This window comes from Microbulbifer maximicatervae (SeqCode) (assembly GCF_052467615.1).
Window position 1 is genome coordinate 2,411,481 of record NZ_CP174319.1, and the last position, 19,907, is coordinate 2,431,387.

23 protein-coding genes and 1 tRNA gene are annotated in these 19,907 nt (G+C 52.5%); 7 read left to right on the plus strand and 17 right to left on the minus strand.

The features are described from left to right. Nucleotides 1-91: 91 nt before the first annotated feature. The 14 genes from ACJJIM_RS10710 to ACJJIM_RS10775 all read right to left on the minus strand — a co-directional run bounded on the left by ACJJIM_RS10710 (nucleotide 92) and on the right by ACJJIM_RS10775 (nucleotide 11,118). Nucleotides 92-715: a dUTP diphosphatase gene (locus ACJJIM_RS10710; RefSeq protein WP_444913389.1), complete on the minus strand. Its 624-nt coding sequence runs from the start codon at nucleotides 713-715 to the stop codon at nucleotides 92-94. A 27-nt stretch (nucleotides 716-742) separates the two neighbouring features. After that, entirely contained in the window at nucleotides 743-1,519 is a 777-nt protein-coding gene (locus ACJJIM_RS10715) for a TatD family hydrolase (protein WP_444913256.1), read from the minus strand. A gap of 7 nt (nucleotides 1,520-1,526) precedes the next feature. Then, nucleotides 1,527-1,880 (minus strand): PilZ domain-containing protein, encoded by a 354-nt coding sequence (locus ACJJIM_RS10720; RefSeq protein WP_413662279.1) that lies wholly within the window; start codon nucleotides 1,878-1,880, stop codon nucleotides 1,527-1,529. Nucleotides 1,881-1,984: 104 nt separating this feature from the next. Beyond that, nucleotides 1,985-3,010, minus strand: coding sequence for a DNA polymerase III subunit delta' (locus ACJJIM_RS10725; protein ID WP_413662280.1), 1,026 nt, complete (start codon nucleotides 3,008-3,010; stop codon nucleotides 1,985-1,987). Between the two features lie 47 nt (nucleotides 3,011-3,057). Next, nucleotides 3,058-3,678 (minus strand): dTMP kinase, encoded by a 621-nt coding sequence (gene tmk / locus ACJJIM_RS10730; protein ID WP_282932477.1) that lies wholly within the window; start codon nucleotides 3,676-3,678, stop codon nucleotides 3,058-3,060. Beyond that, the gene (mltG, locus tag ACJJIM_RS10735) at nucleotides 3,678-4,742 is read right to left on the minus strand and encodes an endolytic transglycosylase MltG (protein WP_444913257.1); all 1,065 of its coding nucleotides are present in this window, start codon (nucleotides 4,740-4,742) and stop codon (nucleotides 3,678-3,680) included. Before mltG ends, tmk begins: the two co-directional genes overlap by 1 nt. Beyond that, a complete protein-coding gene (locus ACJJIM_RS10740; protein ID WP_444913258.1) occupies nucleotides 4,739-5,509 on the minus strand; it encodes an aminotransferase class IV in 771 nt (256 codons plus the stop codon). The genes mltG and ACJJIM_RS10740 overlap by 4 nt, the downstream gene beginning before the upstream one ends. A 45-nt stretch (nucleotides 5,510-5,554) precedes the next feature. Continuing rightward, nucleotides 5,555-6,796 carry a beta-ketoacyl-ACP synthase II gene (gene fabF / locus ACJJIM_RS10745; RefSeq protein WP_413662282.1) on the minus strand — a complete coding sequence of 414 codons (1,242 nt, stop codon included), beginning with the start codon at nucleotides 6,794-6,796 and terminating at the stop codon, nucleotides 5,555-5,557. Between the two features lie 191 nt (nucleotides 6,797-6,987). Further along, nucleotides 6,988-7,224 carry an acyl carrier protein gene (gene acpP, locus ACJJIM_RS10750; RefSeq protein ID WP_020415205.1) on the minus strand — a complete coding sequence of 79 codons (237 nt, stop codon included), beginning with the start codon at nucleotides 7,222-7,224 and terminating at the stop codon, nucleotides 6,988-6,990. Between the two features lie 225 nt (nucleotides 7,225-7,449). Then, on the minus strand, nucleotides 7,450-8,193 hold the full coding sequence (gene fabG, locus ACJJIM_RS10755; RefSeq protein WP_444894745.1) for a 3-oxoacyl-ACP reductase FabG: 744 nt from the start codon (nucleotides 8,191-8,193) through the stop codon (nucleotides 7,450-7,452). A gap of 56 nt (nucleotides 8,194-8,249) precedes the next feature. Continuing rightward, nucleotides 8,250-9,194: an ACP S-malonyltransferase gene (fabD, locus tag ACJJIM_RS10760; protein WP_444913259.1), complete on the minus strand. Its 945-nt coding sequence runs from the start codon at nucleotides 9,192-9,194 to the stop codon at nucleotides 8,250-8,252. A gap of 51 nt (nucleotides 9,195-9,245) precedes the next feature. Then, complete coding sequence (plsX, locus tag ACJJIM_RS10765) at nucleotides 9,246-10,304, minus strand: phosphate acyltransferase PlsX (RefSeq protein WP_282932473.1); 1,059 nt, start codon at nucleotides 10,302-10,304, stop codon at nucleotides 9,246-9,248. 3 nt (nucleotides 10,305-10,307) lie between these two features. Next, entirely contained in the window at nucleotides 10,308-10,502 is a 195-nt protein-coding gene (rpmF, locus tag ACJJIM_RS10770; protein ID WP_108733564.1) for a 50S ribosomal protein L32, read from the minus strand. 73 nt (nucleotides 10,503-10,575) lie between these two features. Beyond that, entirely contained in the window at nucleotides 10,576-11,118 is a 543-nt protein-coding gene (locus tag ACJJIM_RS10775; protein WP_444913260.1) for a YceD family protein, read from the minus strand. Nucleotides 11,119-11,224: 106 nt separating this feature from the next. On the opposite strand from ACJJIM_RS10775, the gene ACJJIM_RS10780 reads away from it, so the two are divergent. Next, a complete protein-coding gene (locus tag ACJJIM_RS10780; RefSeq protein WP_444893643.1) occupies nucleotides 11,225-11,821 on the plus strand; it encodes a Maf family protein in 597 nt (198 codons plus the stop codon). On the opposite strand, the gene ACJJIM_RS10785 is transcribed toward ACJJIM_RS10780, so the two are convergent. The 3 genes from ACJJIM_RS10785 to ACJJIM_RS10795 all read right to left on the minus strand — a co-directional run bounded on the left by ACJJIM_RS10785 (nucleotide 11,818) and on the right by ACJJIM_RS10795 (nucleotide 14,255). Next, a complete protein-coding gene (locus tag ACJJIM_RS10785) occupies nucleotides 11,818-12,459 on the minus strand; it encodes an HAD-IA family hydrolase (RefSeq protein WP_282932471.1) in 642 nt (213 codons plus the stop codon). The two genes, ACJJIM_RS10780 and ACJJIM_RS10785, sit on opposite strands and share 4 nt — an antisense overlap. Before the next feature lie 14 nt (nucleotides 12,460-12,473). Beyond that, on the minus strand, nucleotides 12,474-13,469 hold the full coding sequence (gene rluC / locus ACJJIM_RS10790; protein ID WP_444913261.1) for a 23S rRNA pseudouridine(955/2504/2580) synthase RluC: 996 nt from the start codon (nucleotides 13,467-13,469) through the stop codon (nucleotides 12,474-12,476). A 312-nt stretch (nucleotides 13,470-13,781) separates the two neighbouring features. After that, nucleotides 13,782-14,255: a hypothetical protein gene (locus tag ACJJIM_RS10795; RefSeq protein WP_444913262.1), complete on the minus strand. Its 474-nt coding sequence runs from the start codon at nucleotides 14,253-14,255 to the stop codon at nucleotides 13,782-13,784. Here ACJJIM_RS10795 and ACJJIM_RS10800 point away from each other — a divergent pair. The 6 genes from ACJJIM_RS10800 (at nucleotide 14,254) to ACJJIM_RS10825 (ending at nucleotide 19,661) form a co-directional block, all read left to right on the plus strand. Continuing rightward, the gene (locus tag ACJJIM_RS10800; protein WP_444913263.1) at nucleotides 14,254-17,208 is read left to right on the plus strand and encodes an Rne/Rng family ribonuclease; all 2,955 of its coding nucleotides are present in this window, start codon (nucleotides 14,254-14,256) and stop codon (nucleotides 17,206-17,208) included. The genes ACJJIM_RS10795 and ACJJIM_RS10800 overlap by 2 nt on opposite strands. 165 nt (nucleotides 17,209-17,373) lie before the next feature. Beyond that, nucleotides 17,374-17,461: transfer RNA gene (locus tag ACJJIM_RS10805), tRNA-Ser, on the plus strand. Between the two features lie 210 nt (nucleotides 17,462-17,671). Beyond that, on the plus strand, nucleotides 17,672-18,190 hold the full coding sequence (locus tag ACJJIM_RS10810; protein WP_444913264.1) for a hypothetical protein: 519 nt from the start codon (nucleotides 17,672-17,674) through the stop codon (nucleotides 18,188-18,190). Continuing rightward, nucleotides 18,190-18,405, plus strand: a complete 216-nt coding sequence (locus tag ACJJIM_RS10815) for a hypothetical protein (RefSeq protein WP_282950757.1) — start codon at nucleotides 18,190-18,192, stop codon at nucleotides 18,403-18,405. Before ACJJIM_RS10810 ends, ACJJIM_RS10815 begins: the two co-directional genes overlap by 1 nt. 457 nt (nucleotides 18,406-18,862) lie before the next feature. Further along, nucleotides 18,863-19,309: a hypothetical protein gene (locus ACJJIM_RS10820; protein WP_444913265.1), complete on the plus strand. Its 447-nt coding sequence runs from the start codon at nucleotides 18,863-18,865 to the stop codon at nucleotides 19,307-19,309. 64 nt (nucleotides 19,310-19,373) lie between these two features. Beyond that, on the plus strand, nucleotides 19,374-19,661 hold the full coding sequence (locus ACJJIM_RS10825) for a hypothetical protein (RefSeq protein WP_444913266.1): 288 nt from the start codon (nucleotides 19,374-19,376) through the stop codon (nucleotides 19,659-19,661). The last annotated feature ends 246 nt before the right edge of the window (nucleotides 19,662-19,907 follow it).

Sequence of the window (19,907 nt, forward strand, 5' to 3'; positions counted from 1 at the left end):
CGCGAGTAAATTTCATCTTACACAAGCGAAATAGCGGCTCAATTTGTATGACAAAACCTCTCAGACTGTATTGGACACTCTTTGCGAGTGTTTATGTCAGCGCCAATTCCCGGTAACGCGCCTGCAGTGCCTTGTAAACCTGGTCACTGTAATCAGCAGCAGATGAGTCCAAAAGTCCGGCAATTTCCGCTAGGTGTTCATTGTCTTCACGGCCCGCCCAGTTTTTTACATAGCTGCCATCTTTGTAGCCGTTATCCTGACGGAATCGGTTGAGTACATTTTTACCAACATATCGCTGGTACAACTCAGCAAAAGACATTTCTGCATCGGCCAATAGTTGAGCAAAGCCAGCAACATCAAACTGTTTGGTGGCCAGGGTGTTCAAGGTGAAAGACTCGAGGTTTTCACGGAAATCACCCGCCGTACGCTCGGAACCGGCAAACTCCTTCAGCATGATCCCAGCCACTTCCTGCGGAGAGCCTTTTTGCAATTCAAGGCTCAAACCGAAATGCCAGATATCCACCAATTCAAGCTTCACCTGATCCATTTCTGGAAGTTGCTTCTTCCACCACTTCCAACCGTAATGGTCTAACAACTCTGCACTTTCTACCCAAATAGCGCGGTACCAGGCAAAATTTTGCTCACGCCAGTTTTCATTTACTACCGTATTAATCTGGTCTTGCAGAGTCAGCATGACTTGCAACTGCTGCTTCATCATAGGGGAACATCCAATAGACCCGGATCAAACTGCCCGGGGGAATAATCTGAAAAAGTTTTCTGAGGTGATTTCGGCCAGCTCTTCGTAGGGAATACCGCGTAAATCAGCGATAAATTCCGCCACTTCACGCACATAGGCCGGAATATTGGGCTTACCCCGATAGGGCACTGGGGCCAAATAAGGGGAGTCGGTCTCAACGAGTAACCGATCCAAAGGCAACTTGCGGGCGACATCCCGCAGCTCCTCGGCATTTTTAAAGGTCACGATGCCGGACAAAGAAATATAATAATTGAGATCCAGGGCAGCCTTGGCCATATCCCAGCTCTCGGTAAAACAGTGCAGAACACCTGCAGTATTGGTATTACCGTGCTCTTTAATGAGAGCGATAGTATCTTCCCGCGCATCTCTCGTATGCACAATAACCGGAAGCTCTGCCTGCCCTGCCGCTTTCAGGTGTGCAATAAAGCTCTGCTGCTGGATTTCCTGGGTGTCAGTACTGTAGTAGTAATCCAGGCCTGTCTCCCCCAATGCAACAACATTGGGCTGGTTAGCCATTTCTACCAGTCGCTCAACATCCGCCATGCCAGAGTCGACATCCAGCGGGTGCACACCAACGGAACAGACTACGTCCTCATAGCGGGATGCGATTTCAACAACCGCATCGGCGTTTTCCAAACTGATACCGACACAGAGGAACTTGCCAACACCGCGACTGCGGGCCAGGTCCAATACAGCATCCAGATCGCCATCAAATTTATCGAGCTTAAGTCTGTCCAGGTGACAGTGAGAATCAACAAGCATTAGAGGGTTACAACGTATGGGTTGGGCGGCTGGATTCTAAGGTTCCCGCCAAGTGGGTTTCAATCTTGTTTTGCGCGATATTGTCCTTATCGCCAAATTGAACTCCGATTCCGGGAGTGCGGTTGCCTTGAGCACCATTGGGCGTAATCCAGATCACTTTACCGGCAACCGGAATCTTTTCCGGCTCATCCATTAAGCTCAGAAGCAGAAAAACCTCATCGCCAAGGTTGTACGATTTATCCGTACTGATAAATAAGCCACCATTCTTTACGAAGGGCATATAGGCCGCATAGAGCACAGATTTATCCTGGATTTTCAGTGACAGGATGCCGTTGCGGGCACCGCCTCCCATGGCTTTCATGGACAACCTCAATGTTTATATTTCTAAATGATGCGCTAACTTATCTAAGCCCGCTGCCTGTGTCCAGGCAACGTCAATTACCCTACCCGACTTGTGCAAGACGCCTAAGCAAAAAGCTTCGCCCAACGAATAAATAATTCTTCCAGCAGCAAACGACGATTGGGGTTAGCTGTGCCCAGTAACCCTTTCCGCGCCTGAAGCAAATGATCGTAGAACGCAAATACTGGCTGCAAGCTTTGCTCACTCGACCCCGGCAACCTCTGCAAAAGAACCATTAGCTGGGCATCTCCACTAAGATCACAACTGCGAATCTGCACCATCTGGGTTAACCAGTGCTGCCAGAAAAGCAGTAGTTGAACCAATTCAACACCCTCGGCCGGTGTTTCCCAACGGCCCGCTGTAGAGACTGAACTTGCCGTACCCTGAGCTACAGCAACCAAATCTTTAAAAAACTGCTCGCGTACTTCTCTCGACTTGGGCTCGGCCAGCTCCGCCGCCAATAATGGTGCCCCGCCTGCCAGAGTTAAGACACGCTGTGCCAGCGGCTCTTCCAGCCCATTGCTGTATAGCCACTGTAACGCCACCTCTCCAGTTGGGGGCGGAAAAGCTATAGATTGACAGCGACTTCGAATGGTTGGCAAAAGGCCTGTGGGGGCATCGGTGATCAACACAAAGATAACGGAGGGTGCCGGCTCTTCCAGGTTTTTCAACAGGGCATTGGCTGCGTTGACATTCATCGCCTCCGCTGGCGACAAACAAACCAGACGCGCCCCGCCCCGCCCACTGGTGCGGGAAACAAAGTTGCCCAGCTGACGGATCTGTTCCACTTTCAGCGGGCCACCGGGCTTTTCAGGTTCAACTTGTAGGAAATCAGGATGCGAGCCAGCCATCCACAACCGACAATCCTTACACTCTCCACAGGCCTGACCTGCCCTTGGTTGTTCACATAGGGCCAACGCGGTAAAAGCAGCCGCGAATTGTCGCTTTCCCAACCCCTCCGGGCCAGTCAGCAGCAAAGCGTGCGGGCAGCGGCCCGCCTGCAACTGCAAGCCCAACCGCTGCCATTGCTCGGAGTGCCAGGGAAGAGGTACCGGTATCGATTTATACTCAAAAGTTTCAGGCACAGACATCAGCCACAATTCTTATCATTTAAAAATAGATTCTGGGGCAAGATAGCTTAAAGCAACAGCTCCAATTGCTTGGCTAGATCCATCTGCACCTGTTCCAGAGATTGACCGGCATCCACAACCGCGTAACGGGCAGGCGCAGCTTCAGCTCGATCACGATAAGCCGCACGCACCCGCTGAAAAAACTCCAGATGCTCACTCTCAAACCGATCCGCTTCCCCAGTGCGTGCAGCTCGCTGTAGCCCCACTTCTGGGTCGAGATCCAATAAAAGCACTTTATCTGGGCGCAAATCCCCTTGAACTGTCTGCTCCAACTGCTCGATCAATTGTCGATCCAGTCTGCGACCACCGCCTTGGTAGGCATAGGTAGCATCGGTGAAGCGATCACAGATCACCCAATCCCCACGTTTTAAGGCGGGCAGTATAACCTGGGACAGATGTTGCGCGCGGGCGGCAAACACCATCAATAATTCCGCCGTGGGATCAACGGATTCATCCCGTTTGGCCAATAACAGCTCGCGCAGCTGTTCTGCCAATGGGGTGCCTCCCGGCTCCCGGGTTTGGATAAAGTTAATATTGTGCTTTTTGAGCCACTCGGTGATGAAGAGTAAATTGGTAGATTTCCCCACCCCCTCTACACCCTCGAGGGTGATGAACTTGCCGTGCGACACTAATTCTTTCCTTTTGCCGGACTCGAGCGGTAATCCGCGCGCCTTTTCAGCTGATACTCCCGCACCGCACGGTTGTGCTCTGTCAGAGTCGCTGAGAAATGATGAGATCCATCCCCTTTGCCAACAAAATACAAGCTCTTGCCGGGCTTTGGATTTAAAGCGGCCCGAATTGCCGCTCGCCCAGGTAGGGCAATCGGCGTAGGGGGAAGGCCATTAATAACATAAGTATTATAAGGTGTTGCCTGGCGCAGGTGTGTACGGGTCAGATTTCCGTCAAAGTCCTCACCCAAGCCATAAATTACGGTGGGGTCGGTCTGCAAGCGCATACCTTTATTCAGCCTGCGCACAAAAACACCGGCTATTTCACTGCGCTCAGATGGCTGCCCTGTCTCTTTCTCGATAATTGAAGCCATGATTAAGGCTTCATAGGGCGACTTATAGGGCAGATCATCCCCTTTTGATTGCCACTCCTCATCCAGTACCTTCTGCATCCGACCATAGGCCTGACGCAACAGCTCAATATCTGTGGTACCGGACCGGTAGACGTAAGTATCCGGGAAAATCCAACCCTCGACCTCATCTTCCTTTAGGCCCAGGGCCTGGGCAGCGGCACTGACATTGCTCCCCTCTTCGGACTGAACGATTCTTTCACCGGAGCGGATTTGTCGCAGGGCCTGGCGAAAGGTCCAGCCCTCTAATAGCGTAATGCGATAGCGGGTAACTTCACCGCGATTCAGGCGTGCGATTAAGTCCCTGGCGTTACTGCCAAAGGGAACTAAATACTCGCCGGAATGGATTTCTGTTGTGCCCTCCCAGTAGGCATAGGCGAGAAGTATTTGCGGCCACTGGATTATCCCTTCACCCTGCAGGCTTCGCAGCGTCCGGGACAAACTTCCGCCCTTTTCCACCTGAAGCGTAAGCCCATCTTGTGCAATCGGCAGGGGGGATTCCAAGGCTTCCTTTGCCACGTATAGAGAGGCAACTGCAACCAAGCAGGCTAATACCAGCCCACCAAATATCAGCTTCAACACTCTCCAAGCAAAACTCGCTTGCTTTTTCTTCACCACAATTTATCCAATATCAGCTTCTGTAGCTTGCGGGTCTCGACACCCACAGGCCAATTTTTGTAACCGATTACCTCTACTACCGGTAATACACCTCGAACACTGTTGCAGAGAGCCAGCTCATCGGCCTCACAGAGCTCGGAAAGCCCCATGTCTTCCTCTTGCCAGTGGATATGGCTCGAGAGCCACTGCCGCATCACACCATGAACACCACACCGGTGCAGGGATGGAGTCATCCACTTCCCACCAAATCGGGCCAGGATATTACAGCGCAGGGTTTCGATGACCCTTCCCGCCGAATCCAGCATCAATCCATCGAGAAATTGACCCATCGGCAGCTCTGCTTTTGCCGCATTATATCGGTTACGGAGTAAAGTTTTGCAGCCCTGGTTCGAATTACTACCGATCGGCAAGCTCGTCGAACAAGGGAAAAGGCTAGTGCCCACCTGCCCCTCAGCAGTTTCAATCAGCGGCCGCAGCACCAAATCCCAACATTGCTGCCCGCGCACACTGCCAACACGCAGGCGCGCAATCGCCTCAGGCCAGCGACAGCCGGCTGTCAATTTTAACGTCGACTGCTCAATTTCTCCCAGACAGGCCTCATCCAACACTCCCGAACGCTCCAGGCGAGCGCGGTGGAAAGACCAAAGCGGTAGACCTTTGTTGTGACAGCGCATTGTTTCGAGGATTCCACCCGAGTAATCAGCATCATCTGGTAACTGATCAACGGCCAGCCCCCGAAAGTACATTTGAGGTAACTGGTACATGGAGCTCCCAAGGCAGGTGTGCCCACCTCGCGGTGGGCACGGGAATCAGACTCGCTTGAATATCAGTGACCCATTGGTGCCACCGAAACCAAAGGAATTGGATAGGACTGCATTGATTGCCATCGGCTGGGCCTCTTGGGGCACCAGGTTAATACCGGCACAGGCCTCATCCGGGGAAAAGAGATTGATAGTGGGGGGCGCAACCTGGTCGCGCAATGACAATACCGAGAAAACGGCTTCAATAGCGCCGGCAGCCCCCAGCAGGTGACCGGTCATCGACTTGGTAGAACTCACAGCGAGGGAGTCCGTCACCCCCGCGAATACTTTTTTAACCGCCAGGATCTCAGCTGTGTCTCCCAGCAGAGTGGAAGTACCATGAGCATTGATATACTGGATATCACTTGGGCTCATACCAGAATCTCTCAGGGCATTTTCCATTGAGAGAGCAGCGCCAGCGCCATCCTCCGGAGGAGAGGTCATGTGGTGGGCATCACCGCTCATACCAAAGCCAGCTACTTCTGCATAAATCTTGGCTCCGCGAGCGATTGCATTTTCGTACTCTTCCAAAACAAGTACCGCAGACCCTTCACCCAGTACAAAACCATCACGGTCTTTATCCCAGGGGCGGCTTGCTGATTGCGGATCATCATTGCGGGTGGACAGCGCTCTTGCCGCACAGAAACCGCCGAGCCCTACCGGGGTGGTAACCATTTCTGCACCACCACATACCATCACATCGGCATCACCGTGCTGAATCGCACGAACGCCGAGACCAATCGCATGGGTTCCTGTGGTACAGGCTGTTGTCACTGCCAGATTGGGGCCTTTGAGGCCATATTTAATCGAGAGGTTACCCGCAACCATATTAATGATGGCGCCAGGTACAAAGAAAGGTGATACACGGCGAGGGCCTTTTTCGGCAATCAGCAATGAATTATCTTCGATAGCCAGGATACCGCCCATACCAGAGCCAATACAGGTACCCACGCGCGGACCCAGCTCCTCGGTTACCTCCAGGCCGCTATCTTGCATAGCCTGAATACCGGCAACCAGTCCGTACTGCAAGAAAGTATCCATCTTGCGCGCTTCTTTTGCGGGCATGTATGGCGTGGGATCAAAATCCTTTACAGTAGCGGCGAAGCGGGTTGAAAAAGCCGAGACATCAAATGTCTCAATCGGAGCAGCACCATTAGCTCCCTGTAGTACCCCAGACCAAGTATCCTCTAGGGTGTTACCTAACGGGCTAACGACTCCCATTCCGGTTACAACAACTCTTCTTTGCGACACTGCGCTCCCCCCTGAAATTTTCTGCTACCGTCCTTCACCAATGTAGTTAAAAGAACAACATCCGGTCAGCAGTCACAATTCCGTAGTACCAATAACAAGAAAGCCGCGCTATGAAACATAGAACGGCTTTCAGAATCGCTCGGCTAGGTACAGCATATTGAGCTGCCCGTGCCTAAACTACCCAGCAGGAATTAACCAAGGTTATCCTTGATGTAATCCATTGCCAGCTGAACAGTAGTGATTTTTTCAGCTTCTTCATCGGGAATTTCAGTTTCGAATTCCTCTTCCAAAGCCATAACCAGCTCAACTGTGTCGAGTGAGTCAGCGCCCAGATCTTCAACAAAAGAGGCTTCAGGCTTAACGTCTTCTTCCTTAACGCCCAGTTGTTCAGCAACGATCTTTTTAACGCGCTCTTCAATGCTGCTCATGATTCAATTTAACTCCTAGTGGGTAAAAATCTGTTTTAGTCGCTATTGTTTTTCACCGTATCCAATGTTGTTGGTGATAACGACCGGCTCACACAGCTTTTGGATAATTCAGAGGCCATTGTACCCCAAGTTTTTCGGGATGTAATGTGCGGCCCCTCAACACCATCAGCAAAAACATAAATATCTCTAAAATCAATAAGTTAAAGAGACATTTTGAAACACAAACTACGCCATGTACATACCGCCATTGACATGAATTGTCTCGCCGGTGACATAGCCTCCCGCATCACTCGCCAGGAAGGAAACCACCGAAGCGATTTCTTCCGGCTTCCCGAGCCTCGCGAGAGGAATCTTACCCAGAAGCAACTCGCGTTGCGCTTCAGGCAAGACTTTTGTCATATCAGTATCAATAAAGCCGGGAGCTACGGTATTAACCGTGATTCCTCGGGAGCCCACCTCTGAAGCCAGGGAGCGGGCAAAGCCTCCCACACCAGCTTTGGTCGCTGCATAATTGCTCTGACCGGCATTACCCATACTTCCTACGACGGAGCTGATATTAATAATCCGTCCCCATCGCGCCTTGGTCATATCGCGCAGGCAAGCCTTACTCATGCGATAGACCGCGGTCAAATTCGTATTGACGACTGAATCCCACTCGTCATCCTTCATGCGCATCAACAAGTTGTCCTTGGTGATGCCAGCATTATTAACCAATATCGCAGGAGCACCAAACTCATTTTTTATCGCTGCATGAAGCTCGGAAACACTTTCCGCATTGCCCACATCCAGAACTTTACCGGCACCCGCGATACCGGCTTCTGCGAAGCGGGCGCTTATTTTTTCAGCACCGGATTCGCTGGTGGCAGTACCAATAACTGTGGCACCCATTCCACCGAGCATATCTGCAATTGCCGCACCAATACCGCGACTTGCACCTGTCACCAAGGCAACTTTACCCTCAAGGGACATCTGTAAGGTCATTCTCACTTATCCTTATTCGACTTCTGGACTACTTTTTGAGCGATTTATACCGCTGTAGCTCGCAGAGCTTCATTAAAGTTACTGGGGCTATCGATTGCGTGACAGGAAACACTTCGATCGACACGTTTGATCAGGCCAGACAAAACCTTACCCGGACCACACTCAACCATTTGCTCCACTTCGGAGCCAATAATTTTTTGTGCGCAGGCAGTCCAGCGAACCGGGCGATAAATCTGCTCGATCATCAGGGTCTTAATTTTTTCCGGATCCGATTCAAGCTCAGCGTGGACATTGTGCACGATGGGTATTTCTGGCGCGTTAAATTCTGTCGCCTCTATTTGAGGGGTCAGCTTTTCCGCCGCGGGACGCATCAGCTCAGTGTGGAATGGAGCACTGACCGGAAGAGGCATAGCCTTCTTTGCACCGGCAGCTTTACAGGCTTCGATGGCGCGCTGCACCGCCGCGCTACTTCCCGCAATAACAATCTGGCCGGGAGAGTTGTAATTCACCGCAGCGACTATTTCACCCTCAGCAGAAGCAGCACAAGCTTCTTCGACAGCTGCGTCATCAAGACCGATGATCGCAGCCATAGCGCCCTCCCCTACGGGAACCGCCTCTTGCATCAAGCGGCCGCGCTCGCGAACCAAATGAACCGCATCTTTAAATGCCAGAACGCCAGAGCACACCAGTGCTGACCACTCACCCAAACTGTGGCCGGCCATGAATGCAGGCTGGGCACCGCCGCGAGAGCGCCACATGCGATAAAGGGCAACACTGGAAGTCAGTAAGAGGGGCTGGGTACGCTGGGTGAGATTAATGGCTTCCTGCTCGCCATTCTGGCACAGGTCCCAGAGGTCATAGCCGAGCACATTGGATGCTTCGGCAAAAGTGGCCTGAATTTCAGGCGCCTCTTGGGCAATCTCAGAGAGCATACCTATTTTCTGGGAACCCTGCCCCGGAAAGACAAATGCGAGTGCGGCATTGGTCATAAGATATCCTTAACCTAAATGTGGCTGATTTCAGTAAGGGAAAACTGCTTTTTACCCTTCATCCATGGAGCGTCTTTCGCCGGATTGTGCCATAGCGGCATCGACCCTGGCTGCCAGGTCAGCATCGGCACACTCCTTCGCCGTAACCATCGCCCGATAAAAAGCTTCGCTGCTGGCACCGCCGTGACTCTTGATCACGTTGCCCTTTACCCCTACAAAGCTGGCGCCATTATAGCGAGCAGGTTCCACCTGTGTACGCCATTTTCGCAACAGCTTTATGGCCAATTGGCCAAAAAAACGCTTGAAACACCCTCTTTTCTCGATTGTGAACGCTTTTTGACCCATTAGTCGAATCACACCCTCGGCAGATTTCATCGCGACATTACCCATCAGGCCATCGCAAACAACCACATCTACCGAGCCGGTAAAAATATCATGCCCCTCAACAAAGCCAACATAATTGACCCCGGGGTCCGCATCGAGCAGTTCCGCTGCACGGCGTATTTCGGCGCTACCCTTATGTGCTTCCGCCCCAATATTGAGCAGTGCCACCTTTATATCCTTCACACTCTTGCGGGCAGTATGAATCCGCTGAGCCTCAATCCCCATACGGGCGAACTGAAGCAAATCCTCAGCACTGCAATCCACATTGGCACCAAGGTCCAAAAGATAGCAGGAACCCATACCCGAAGGTACAGACTTACCGAGCGCCGGCTTCCTAACACCTTGGATATTACCGAGAATACTGCGACTCAACGCCAACAAGGCGCCGGTATTGCCGGAGGTAACTGCAGCTTGCACATCTCCCGATGCAACACTCTTCAGGGCCATCGCCATGGTTGAATCGCGCTTATGGCGAACAGCCTGCAGCGGATTGCACTCTTGAGTGATGACTTGCTCGCAATGGATAATTTCGAGACGGCGGGTAACGCGGCGGCGATGGCGTTGCAGCTCTTGATGAACCAGAGCTTGAAGCTCTGCGCGCGGACCAAATAGCTTTAGCTGCGCTTCAGGGAAGTTTTGAAGAAATCTAATACATGCCGGAACGACAGAGCGGGGACCTAAGTCCCCGCCCATTGCATCCACGGCCAATCGCAATTGGCTGGACAAAGCTTACTCTTCTTCAGAGCCGCCGCTAACTTCGATCACTTTGCGACCACGGTAGAAACCGTCTTTGGTCACGTGGTGACGACGGTGCTTTTCACCGGTAGTCGGATCGACGGAAAGGGTAGCACCTGCGCCCAGCGCATCGTGGGAACGGCGCATACCGCGACGGGAACGAGTCTTCTTGTTTTGTTGAACAGCCATTGCTAGCTCCTAAAATAAACAAATTTCGCTGGAACCGGGGCGCCTACCGGCGAGCCCAAACTCATCGGGAAACCTAGGATTTACCCGACGAACCCTTCAACTGCTCCAGCACTTTAAAGGGGTTTGCCTGTTGCTCATCCGCCTCGGCAACCTCGTCACCAAAATGAAAGCTCTCCTTGGAGACACATTCTTCCTGGTGATAAGCCACCATTGGCAAATTGAGCAAAATTTCATCTTCAAGGATCTGGTGCAAGTCCAGCTCATCGCCGTCCTGGATCACCGGGTCCAGATCTTTGGGCAGGGCCTTACCCTGCTCCTCAGTCCATACGATACCCCAGCTAAACTGTGCCTCGATCTGCTCATGGACCGGTGACAAACAGCGCTGACACAAGAGGTCAACTGCAAGTTGAACCTTACCGCTCACCGTTTGGTGACCTTGCAAGTCTCGCTCAAACTGCAATTCAGCAGAAATCTCTCCGTGGACAGACTCAACTGCGCTACAAACCCGAGGCAGGGACTCCAACGGCAAAACACCATCGAGCAACTGCTCTCGCTGTACCAATTTCCGAGCATCAATGCTCTTTGGCAATACTGATTTAGAGGGGGCTATCGACATAAGCGCGCAATTCTATGGACTCACCTTAGCCTTGTCAAAACAAATCAGGCATTGCAGTATCGCCCGGTCACAAACCACTATTCGACCCAGCGGAAAATCCACCAGAATGCCCCACCCTCTGATACTAGCCTCCAGCTCTCCTTACCGCAGAACCCTACTACAACAGCTTGGCATCCCCTTTCAGCAGGATTCGCCCCATATAGATGAAGCACCACAGGCGGGGGAAGCGCCAGCTGCACTCGCCCTGCGCCTCGCCACAGAGAAAGCGCGCACCCTCGCAGGCCGCCACCCGAAATCACTGATTATCGGTTCAGATCAAGTTGCCTCTTGCGACGGTCAAATACTTGGCAAGCCAGGCAGTAGGGAGCGCGCCATCGCCCAGCTGCAAGCCTGCAACGGCAAAAAAGTGATATTCCACACCGGCTTGAGCCTGCTGAATAGCGCAAGCGGAGAGCAGTTGGGCGATACGGAAACCTTCACCGTCTACTTTCGACAGTTGAGCACAGAGCAAATTGAACGGTATGTAGAGCTGGAACAACCTTACGATTGCGCCGGCTCTTTTAAAGTGGAAGGGCTAGGTATCGCCCTATTTGAAAGGCTTGAAGGAGCAGATCTCAACACCCTGGTAGGGCTGCCACTAATCCGCCTTACCGATATGCTGAACCACTTTGGCATAGATCCATTGGGCCCGCAAGCCACTTAAAGGAGTGGCGGCCAGCGGAGCAGCTCAGAGAAACGATCGATAACAACCTTGGGGCCACACCCCTGCAGTCGGGTTGGGCAATGAGCGCCATAGCTCACCCCGATAGAGGGCATACCGATCGCCGCCGCCATTTCCAGGTCGTATACGGTATCCCCCACCATTACCGCCTGCTCCGGACCGGTTCCGGTCTCATGTAGCAACTCATTCAGCATCAGCGGGTCAGGCTTGGAAGCGGTCTCATCCGCACAACGACTGGCGGCAAACAAGTGGCCGAGGCCGTGCTCCTCAAATTCCCGGTTGAGCCCCTGCCGACTCTTCCCGGTCGCTACCGCCAACTGGTGACCACCGCACAGCAACTGGTCCAGGGTATCCAGGACTCCCTCAAATAACGGCAGAGGTTCAACCCGGGCCGCCATCCACTCATCAAAGTAAAGTTGGCGCAACGTGAGCTTTTCTTCACTGGCAGCCTCCGGAAACAGAGAGGATATCGCTTCCGGCAGACCAAGCCCGATAATGTTGCTAACCGCTTCCGGGGCAAGCACCGGCAAACCGGCTCTATCTGCTGCCCGCAACATACAATCGACGATACGCGCCTCAGAATTACAAACCGTCCCGTCCCAATCGAGGATTACCAACATAACAAAAGAACGCCCTACTCTTCCCTTAACCTATTCAGCACTGCACTCAGCTCCGCAGGGAGTGGAGCCTCCACCTCAACCTTGGAGCCATCTGGCAAAGAGCAGCGCACTGAAGCCGAGTGCAAAAAGAGACGCTTCAGACCGCGACCACGAAATTCACGATTGACTTCGTCCGAGGTGTACTTGTTGTCGCCCGCCAGAGGGCAACCAACAAACTGAGCATGAACTCGAATTTGGTGTGTTCGCCCGGTGACCGGCTCTGCGGAAAGCAGAGTCGCCGCCTTAAATCTCTCAATCAACTTAAAGCGGGTCTCTGAAGGCTTCCCCTCAGGGTGCACTGACACCATTCTCTCGCCGCTTTTCAAAGTGTTCTTGCGCAAAGGTGCCTCAACAACGCGGCGACCTCGGGGCCACTTGCCCGCCGCCAATGCCTGATACGATTTACCGATCTTTCCCGCCCGCAACTCCGACTGAACATGCTGCAATACCGCGCGCTTGCGGGCCACCATGATGGCGCCACTGGTATCCCGGTCCAGGCGGTGCACCAACTCAATAAACGGGCTTTGCGGAAACATCTGGCGCAAAACTTCAATCAGGCCCAATCTGACACCGCTGCCGCCATGGACCGCAAGTCCCGACGGTTTATTGATCACCATAAGCCCGTGCTTGTCGTAAAGTATGGACTCTTGGATCAGCTGGCGCAGAGATTCACCAGCGAGAGGGGCCTCAGCCTGCTCGGCAACACGAATTGGCGGCACTCGCACCACATCGCCCGCCTTTAACTTGTATTCAGCCTTTATTCGTCCTTTATTTACTCTTACCTCACCCTTACGCAGGATTCGGTATATACGTGAACGCGGCACACCCTTGAGGCGCGCCTGGAGGAAATTGTCGATCCTCTGTCCCGCCAGCTCTTCAGGTACAGTTAAAAGCTGCACGCCGCCAGATGGATTCGAGGTCTTTGATGGGGTCTCGGCCGGAGCCTTCTTAGGGTGGGGTATACTTCGCATGACGCGCATCATAGCGTTGCCAGGGATACAATTGAAGCACCTCCCTGCCCATGCTATATTCGGCCGGCCTGAATTCGGCGTATTTTCGGTCAAAGGCGACTTCCCACATGAAGAGATAGCCGTGACCCCAACGAAAATACCCCATTCGGTCGGTGCGCGGAGATGCCGCGTCATTGATAAAACTTAGCCGTTGAGATGTCCCCCAATTACCAGAACCAGAGGGGAGCTCACCGGCAACAACAGCCCGCGGTTATGCGGGTAATTATCGCGAAGGTAAGACGGGCCGTGACCCGCAGCGCTTGAAAGGACGACTCAAACTTGCGTCCGGTTTTGCAGAATACGACGAGCCAGCAACCGAACTGGCAACCAGGGCAGCACAGCTTCCGCAAGCCTGGTAAAAAAATTAAGAAGAATGGGTATCAGCCAAAAGCTGAACTGCAGAACCTCTGATGATTGACGCAAACCTTGCCGCCCAGCATGAAACAAACCAAGGGGCGGCGCCCAACCCTGCTGCAGAAGCCTGCAGCACAGGTACAGGGCAGTACTAACAAAAGGTATTAAAGGTACCAACGGATAGCACAATAACAGCGCGTATCCGGAGTTTTTGCAGAGCGAATAATAGGCAAATGCCAGTCTCAACAAGCCGCATAGATCCATGGCGCGGTAGAGCTGGCATACCTTATTTTCCCTGCCCTGCCTGGTGGTCCTCTCCACCAGGCAGCCAACAAGCAAGCCTGTGAGTAGCGGTGTCACACCTTTGCGCAACGCAAGGAAAACGACACGCATGAAAAGAATGCTAATCAACGCAACCCAACCTGAAGAGTTGCGTGTTGCCCTGGTCGACGGCCAGTGGCTCTATGATTTAGATATTGAGAACCGAACCCGCCAGCAGAAAAAAGCGAACATCTACAAAGGTAAGATTACCCGTGTAGAACCCTCCCTCGAAGCTGCATTCGTCGACTACGGCGAAGAGCGCCACGGGTTCCTCCCCCTGAAAGAAATCTCTCGCGAGTACTTCCTCAAGCAGCCCAAAGACATCGAAGGCCGCATCAAAATCAAAGATGTTGTCAAAGAAGGTATGGAAGTTATTGTCCAGGTGGACAAGGAAGAGCGCGGCAACAAAGGCGCCGCCCTCACCACCTTTGTCAGCCTCGCCGGCCGCTACTTGGTATTAATGCCCAACAATCCTCGTGCCGGTGGCATCTCCCGCCGCATTGAAGGTGATGAGCGCTCCGAGCTCCGCGATGCATTGGCCAGTGTAGATGTCCCCTCAGGCATGGGCATCATCGTGCGTACCGCCGGCGTTGGCCGCAGCGGTGACGAACTGCAATGGGACCTCAACTACCTGCTGCAACTTTGGAATGCCATCAAGGAAGAAGCTGATACCTCCAAGGCGCCACACTTCCTGTTCCAGGAAAGCAACGTCATTATCCGCGCCATCCGCGACTACATGCGCGATGATATCGGCGAAGTTATTGTCGACGACAAAGGCGCCTTTGAGCTGGCCGCAGAGTTTGCCCGCCAGGTAATGCCCCACTACGCCAATAAGGTGAAGTACTACGAAGACGCCATCCCGCTGTTCAATCGCTATCAAATTGAAAGCCAGATTGAGACAGCGTTCGAGCGCGAAGTGAAGCTCCCCTCCGGTGGCTCCATCGTTATCGATGTGACCGAGGCCCTGGTATCTATCGACATCAACTCCTCCCGCGCAACCAAGGGCGGCGATATCGAAGAGACCGCGCGCAATATCAACCTGGAAGCCGCCGATGAAATCGCTCGCCAGCTGCGCCTGCGCGATATGGGCGGACTGGTTGTAATCGACTTTATCGACATGCAGAGCAAGTCCAACCAGCGCGAAGTTGAAAAGCGCATGGAGAAGGCCCTTAGCATGGACCGCGCGCGCGTTCAGGTTGGCCGCATCTCCCGCTTCGGACTGTTGGAGATGTCCCGCCAGCGCCTGCGCCCATCCCTGGGTGAAACCACATTCCGCGTCTGCCCCCGCTGTAGCGGCCAAGGCACCATTCGCGGCACCAAGTCTCTGGCTCTCTCCATTCTCCGCCTGGTAGAAGAGGAAGCGAAGAAAGAGCGCAGCGCCGAGATCCGTGCAATCACCCCGGTGAATGTCGCGACCTATCTGCTGAACGAAAAGCGCAAAACGATCTCCCAGATCGAGTCCCGCAATTCCACTCGCGTAGTAGTTGTACCCAGCGCGGAAATGGAAACGCCGCACTTTGAAGTTCAGCGACTCCGCGACGATGACACTGCCACTCTGGAAACCTCCTACAAGATTTCTGGCACTGCCGAAGAGACAGTGACCAAGAAAGAGGAAAAGCCACAGCGTCCAGCTCCAGTGCAAGCGGCCGTGCAGCAAATTGCCCACACCGCTCCAGCTCCCACTCCGGAGAAAAAGGAAGAGCCTGGTCTCTTCAGCCGATTGATTAGCGCTATCGCCTCCTTCTTCACCGCAGAAGAGGAAGAGCCGAAGAAACATCAAAAGTCCAAAGGCCGTGGCAAGGACTACCAGCAGCGCAACCGCAATCGCAACCAGCGCGGAAATCGCAACAACCGCAGCGGCCGCCCCGCGCGCCGCAAGGATGATCGCCGCGAAGACAATAAGCGCGACGACCAACGCGAAGATAAGCGCAGCGCCAAGCTGGACGAGCATGACAGCGCCTCCGATCGCCAGGGTGAAGGTCAGCGCAGACGTCGCCGCCGCCGCAACGACAACCGCCGCAGCGACAACCGCACTCAAGCTGCTGAAACCCAAAATACCGTTGATACCAACGAACAAGCTGGAGACACCTCCGATCAGCAACGCCCAGCACGTCGCCCGAGCAATGTGCGCGGCCGCCCTCAGGCGCGCCGTCGTGGCGGACGCCGCAGTGAGAACACCGCAGCAACCGCGGTAGCTCACAGCCAGGAAGAGCTGAATCGCGAAGTTCACGAAGCCATCGACGAAGCCGAAAACGAGGTCCGCAAAACTAAGGAAGTCGTAAAAGAGACTCGCACCGAGGCATCCAAACCCAAGGCCAAAGCAAAAGACTCTCAGAAGCCGCAGCGAGCTCCCAAGCAAGCAGCTCAGCCCGCCATCACAATGCCGGTGCGCACTGCTCACGAGGAAAAGTCTGAAGCACGAGAGACCCAGAAGCCTGCAGCTCAACCGCAAAGCGCCCCACAGGCAGCCAAGCAACAGCAGCCTACTCAGCCCAAGCCCAAAGCTACCCCGGTAGAAAAAGCAGCTGCGCCAGCTGCCGAGCCGACCAAGCCTGTAGAGCAAGCGCCAGAACAAAAAGCCACCACGGCAGAAGTTCCGGCTGCCCCCAAAGCTGAAACCACTCCTGCCAAGCCAGAAGTAGAAGCAGCAGAGGAAATCGTGCTTGAAGAAGCACAAGCTGCAGCTGAAGCTTTACAGGAACAGGCAGGCACCAGCGAGCCGGAAGTTCAGGAAGAAATTGTTGCCGCCGAGCAGGCAGCTTCCGAAGAGGAACCGACCGCACCCAGCCAGGGACGCGCAGTAAATGATCCGCGCATCAACCCCAAACCACTGGGTGAATTCTCAATTGTTACTGAGCGCCGTGAAGTGGGCTCCCAGCAGCCGCTGGATACCGCACAGCCGGCAGCGATTGAGCACAATCCACGCGCCCTCGCCCGCCCGGCCAACGACCCGCGTATCAGCCGCAAGGCCGTGGAAGTTGATGCCAACGCAGATATCGATCGCGACTCTGCAGAAGCGAGCTAAGCGATAGCTGCCAAGCCGCCCCAGCCAATGGCCGGGGCGGCCTTATCAACCTGACAGTAAGCCTTAAGCTGGTCAATAAATCACCTAACTTATTGAACTATATAAAAAAAATCAAAATGGCGCTTGTACATCCCGAGAAGCCATGTATAATGCGCAGCACAATTTGGTGGGGTGGCTGAGTGGTCGAAAGCGGCGGTCTTGAAAACCGTTGACTGTAACAGGTCCCAGGGTTCGAATCCCTGCCCCACCGCCATATAAAGTCTTGTAAATCATAGACTTACAAGCATCAGAAGGGCGGTACCAATTTCCTTGGTACCGCCCTTTTTCGTTCACGTCTCAACAAAGTCTCAACACAAAAATATCTCTTACTGCCAGGGAGGCGGGAAGTGCATGTCTTCATGGCGCCGATACCCTTCTCCAAGCTGAAAGAAAAAAGCAGAAAGCCATTTGAAAAGGAGTTTATATGGCAGCCTATAAGCTGAGCATGCGCGAGGAACTAGAGCGCAGGTATACCGAACTCAGACGGCAATCGATCCAAATGGCCAATGAGGCACTGGATCTACCGGATACCCGCCTTGCACTTGTCGATAGCGCCTCCTACGCGGCTTTCCGGCATTGGGAGAATCACCCCAATCGGAAGGTTGATTGGGACTGGCCTTCTTCCTGGATAAGCTGGAAACTCAAGTTCCCTAAACGATTTGAATCTGCTACTTGGGCTGGGAACCGTCTAGTAGGCTTCGCTATGGGGCGCCCAACCTATCACGCTACAGGGCTAAGGCTGGACTACATCGAGAAATCACCAGAAGCTGGGGAACCACATTTAGACCTAACCTATTTGGCCCTATACGCCTATGCCACTCTTCTCGGCGCTACGCATGTGAAAATCATGCACCCCATAAATAGTGATGTCCGAGATTACTATGAACACAAAGGGTTCCAGTACGACCCCAAAAGCGACAGCTGTACCCGGAGAATTATTTGATGAACGACAAAATCAAAGACTTCAATACTGCTCATGATGAAAAGCTCAAAGGGCTTTCCAAAGAGGAGCGAGCAAAAGCTGGGCTAAAGAAGCTGGCTCAACAAATGAGAGCAGAGAAAGGCAAGATCAAAGAGCCTGAAGGCTTGGCATCCGGCAAAAGTGACAAAGACGGAAAAATGATCATTGATCTCGATAAGGACCATGACGATGAGTAACAAGCCGCTAACCGACAAAGAAAAACAGTTCACTGTTCTACCCAATGAAGCAGACCCTAAGAGTTCGTATACAAAGGCAAAGAAAGCGATCTCAAAGGCATTAGCTGAGGTCAAGAAAGGGACAGGCACAAGATAACCGCCTACCAACGCCGCCATTACAAATCAAGTCAGAGCGCGCCAGCCCTAGCTACAAAGATGCTCCTGTCGCCCTCTTCCCTTGTAGCCCGTACCAGTATTCTGAGGTTCTGATCAGTGAAAAATCTGTTCAAAGCGCTTCAAAACCTTTCATTTTGTGAAATCCCCATTGGCTGTAGACCCTGCACCAGCTCAGGCCCTAGCCTCATGTGCCATTCCATCAACTAAAAGAGCGCCCAAAATCGGCAGGCGTGGGGAGGAGTGACTGGCGCCACTTTTTTCTGCACAATTAATAACCATAGAAAATCAGAGGGAGCTGGTTATGCGAATTTTTATGGGCTTGTTGAAGGTTGGTACCTGCTTGCTTGCCTTATCTGGCTGCCAGGATGCAATGAAAGGAAATGAAATCTATCCAACAGCAGATAACCTAATAGAAATTGATCCAGACCAACTCAGTATTATGGAAGCGAGGAACAGTGATAATGGCATCCTGATTTTGGTTGGTGAATCCCCTTCTCGCAAGTGTGAAATATTAATACCTGGAGCAAACCTTGGACAAAAAATCGCAGTTACTTCTTTAATTAATGAAGAGGGCATACAAGCAACCTGTCTATGGGGTAGCGAAAAATATATACAGTCAAGAGAGCATCACACTGTAACCACGGCTAGTGTTACCGATAGAATAATAATAGATATCCAACTATATAACCCCTCCGCCGGAAAGTATTTGGCGATGACGACGCCTCTTCCCCCACCCAAACCTTTGTAAAAGCCAGCGCATCAGCTAGCACGCTGACCAACCCAACTCGAAAATAAAAAAAGAGCACCACCCCATGAGAAAATTATTTTTCAAATTAATTAAGAAAAAAGAGTTTTTCAAGGCAACACTAGTTAAAAACTATCTATCTATAACTTTAATATTAGCTAGCGTTACATGGCTCACTTTCTTTGGAGGGATGGAGCTTATATTTACATCCTCTCCTAATCCTGGAATGAAAGTGGCAACCATACTGATTGGCTATGGAACTCCTTTGGTCAATTTCATATATGGATACAAAGAAATAAAGATCAGACATGAAACCTACATTATTCGCAGATCAAATCAGGGAAGTCATGCATAAACACCATGAATCCCCCACTGTCGTAAAACATCTATGTATCTAAGGGTGCAGTGAATGAGTATTAGAACGTTTAAATTTAGATTCGGGACCGAAAGAGACTTTTATGCCTTACATAAAAATTACATATGGTTTGCTGATTTTACAAGCCTCAATGACCCCTTTGAAGGCTATGCCAAATTCAATACAGATGGTATCAGCCATGAATTACGGATAAACTTCTTAAAAAATACTTTCCTGATTTCCCAC

Excerpts from the sequence above, each read along its gene's own strand:
- rpmF (WP_108733564.1), bottom strand. The coding sequence starts at position 10,502 with ATGGCTGTTCAACAAAACAAGAAGACTCGTTCCCGTCGCGGTATGCGC.
- ACJJIM_RS10820 (WP_444913265.1), top strand. The coding sequence starts at position 18,863 with ATGCGAATTTTTATGGGCTTGTTGAAGGTTGGTACCTGCTTGCTTGCC.
- ACJJIM_RS10795 (WP_444913262.1), bottom strand. The coding sequence starts at position 14,255 with ATGCGTGTCGTTTTCCTTGCGTTGCGCAAAGGTGTGACACCGCTACTC.
- rluC (WP_444913261.1), bottom strand. The coding sequence starts at position 13,469 with ATGCGAAGTATACCCCACCCTAAGAAGGCTCCGGCCGAGACCCCATCA.
- fabG (WP_444894745.1), bottom strand. The coding sequence starts at position 8,193 with ATGTCCCTTGAGGGTAAAGTTGCCTTGGTGACAGGTGCAAGTCGCGGT.
- fabD (WP_444913259.1), bottom strand. The coding sequence starts at position 9,194 with ATGACCAATGCCGCACTCGCATTTGTCTTTCCGGGGCAGGGTTCCCAG.
- ACJJIM_RS10710 (WP_444913389.1), bottom strand. The coding sequence starts at position 715 with ATGAAGCAGCAGTTGCAAGTCATGCTGACTCTGCAAGACCAGATTAAT.
- ACJJIM_RS10825 (WP_444913266.1), top strand. The coding sequence starts at position 19,374 with ATGAGAAAATTATTTTTCAAATTAATTAAGAAAAAAGAGTTTTTCAAG.
- ACJJIM_RS10715 (WP_444913256.1), bottom strand. The coding sequence starts at position 1,519 with ATGCTTGTTGATTCTCACTGTCACCTGGACAGACTTAAGCTCGATAAA.
- acpP (WP_020415205.1), bottom strand. The coding sequence starts at position 7,224 with ATGAGCAGCATTGAAGAGCGCGTTAAAAAGATCGTTGCTGAACAACTG.
- ACJJIM_RS10785 (WP_282932471.1), bottom strand. The coding sequence starts at position 12,459 with ATGTTGGTAATCCTCGATTGGGACGGGACGGTTTGTAATTCTGAGGCG.
- ACJJIM_RS10720 (WP_413662279.1), bottom strand. The coding sequence starts at position 1,880 with ATGAAAGCCATGGGAGGCGGTGCCCGCAACGGCATCCTGTCACTGAAA.
- ACJJIM_RS10800 (WP_444913263.1), top strand. The coding sequence starts at position 14,254 with ATGAAAAGAATGCTAATCAACGCAACCCAACCTGAAGAGTTGCGTGTT.
- ACJJIM_RS10810 (WP_444913264.1), top strand. The coding sequence starts at position 17,672 with ATGGCAGCCTATAAGCTGAGCATGCGCGAGGAACTAGAGCGCAGGTAT.
- ACJJIM_RS10725 (WP_413662280.1), bottom strand. The coding sequence starts at position 3,010 with ATGTCTGTGCCTGAAACTTTTGAGTATAAATCGATACCGGTACCTCTT.
- ACJJIM_RS10740 (WP_444913258.1), bottom strand. The coding sequence starts at position 5,509 with ATGTACCAGTTACCTCAAATGTACTTTCGGGGGCTGGCCGTTGATCAG.
- ACJJIM_RS10815 (WP_282950757.1), top strand. The coding sequence starts at position 18,190 with ATGAACGACAAAATCAAAGACTTCAATACTGCTCATGATGAAAAGCTC.
- ACJJIM_RS10780 (WP_444893643.1), top strand. The coding sequence starts at position 11,225 with ATGCCCCACCCTCTGATACTAGCCTCCAGCTCTCCTTACCGCAGAACC.
- ACJJIM_RS10775 (WP_444913260.1), bottom strand. The coding sequence starts at position 11,118 with ATGTCGATAGCCCCCTCTAAATCAGTATTGCCAAAGAGCATTGATGCT.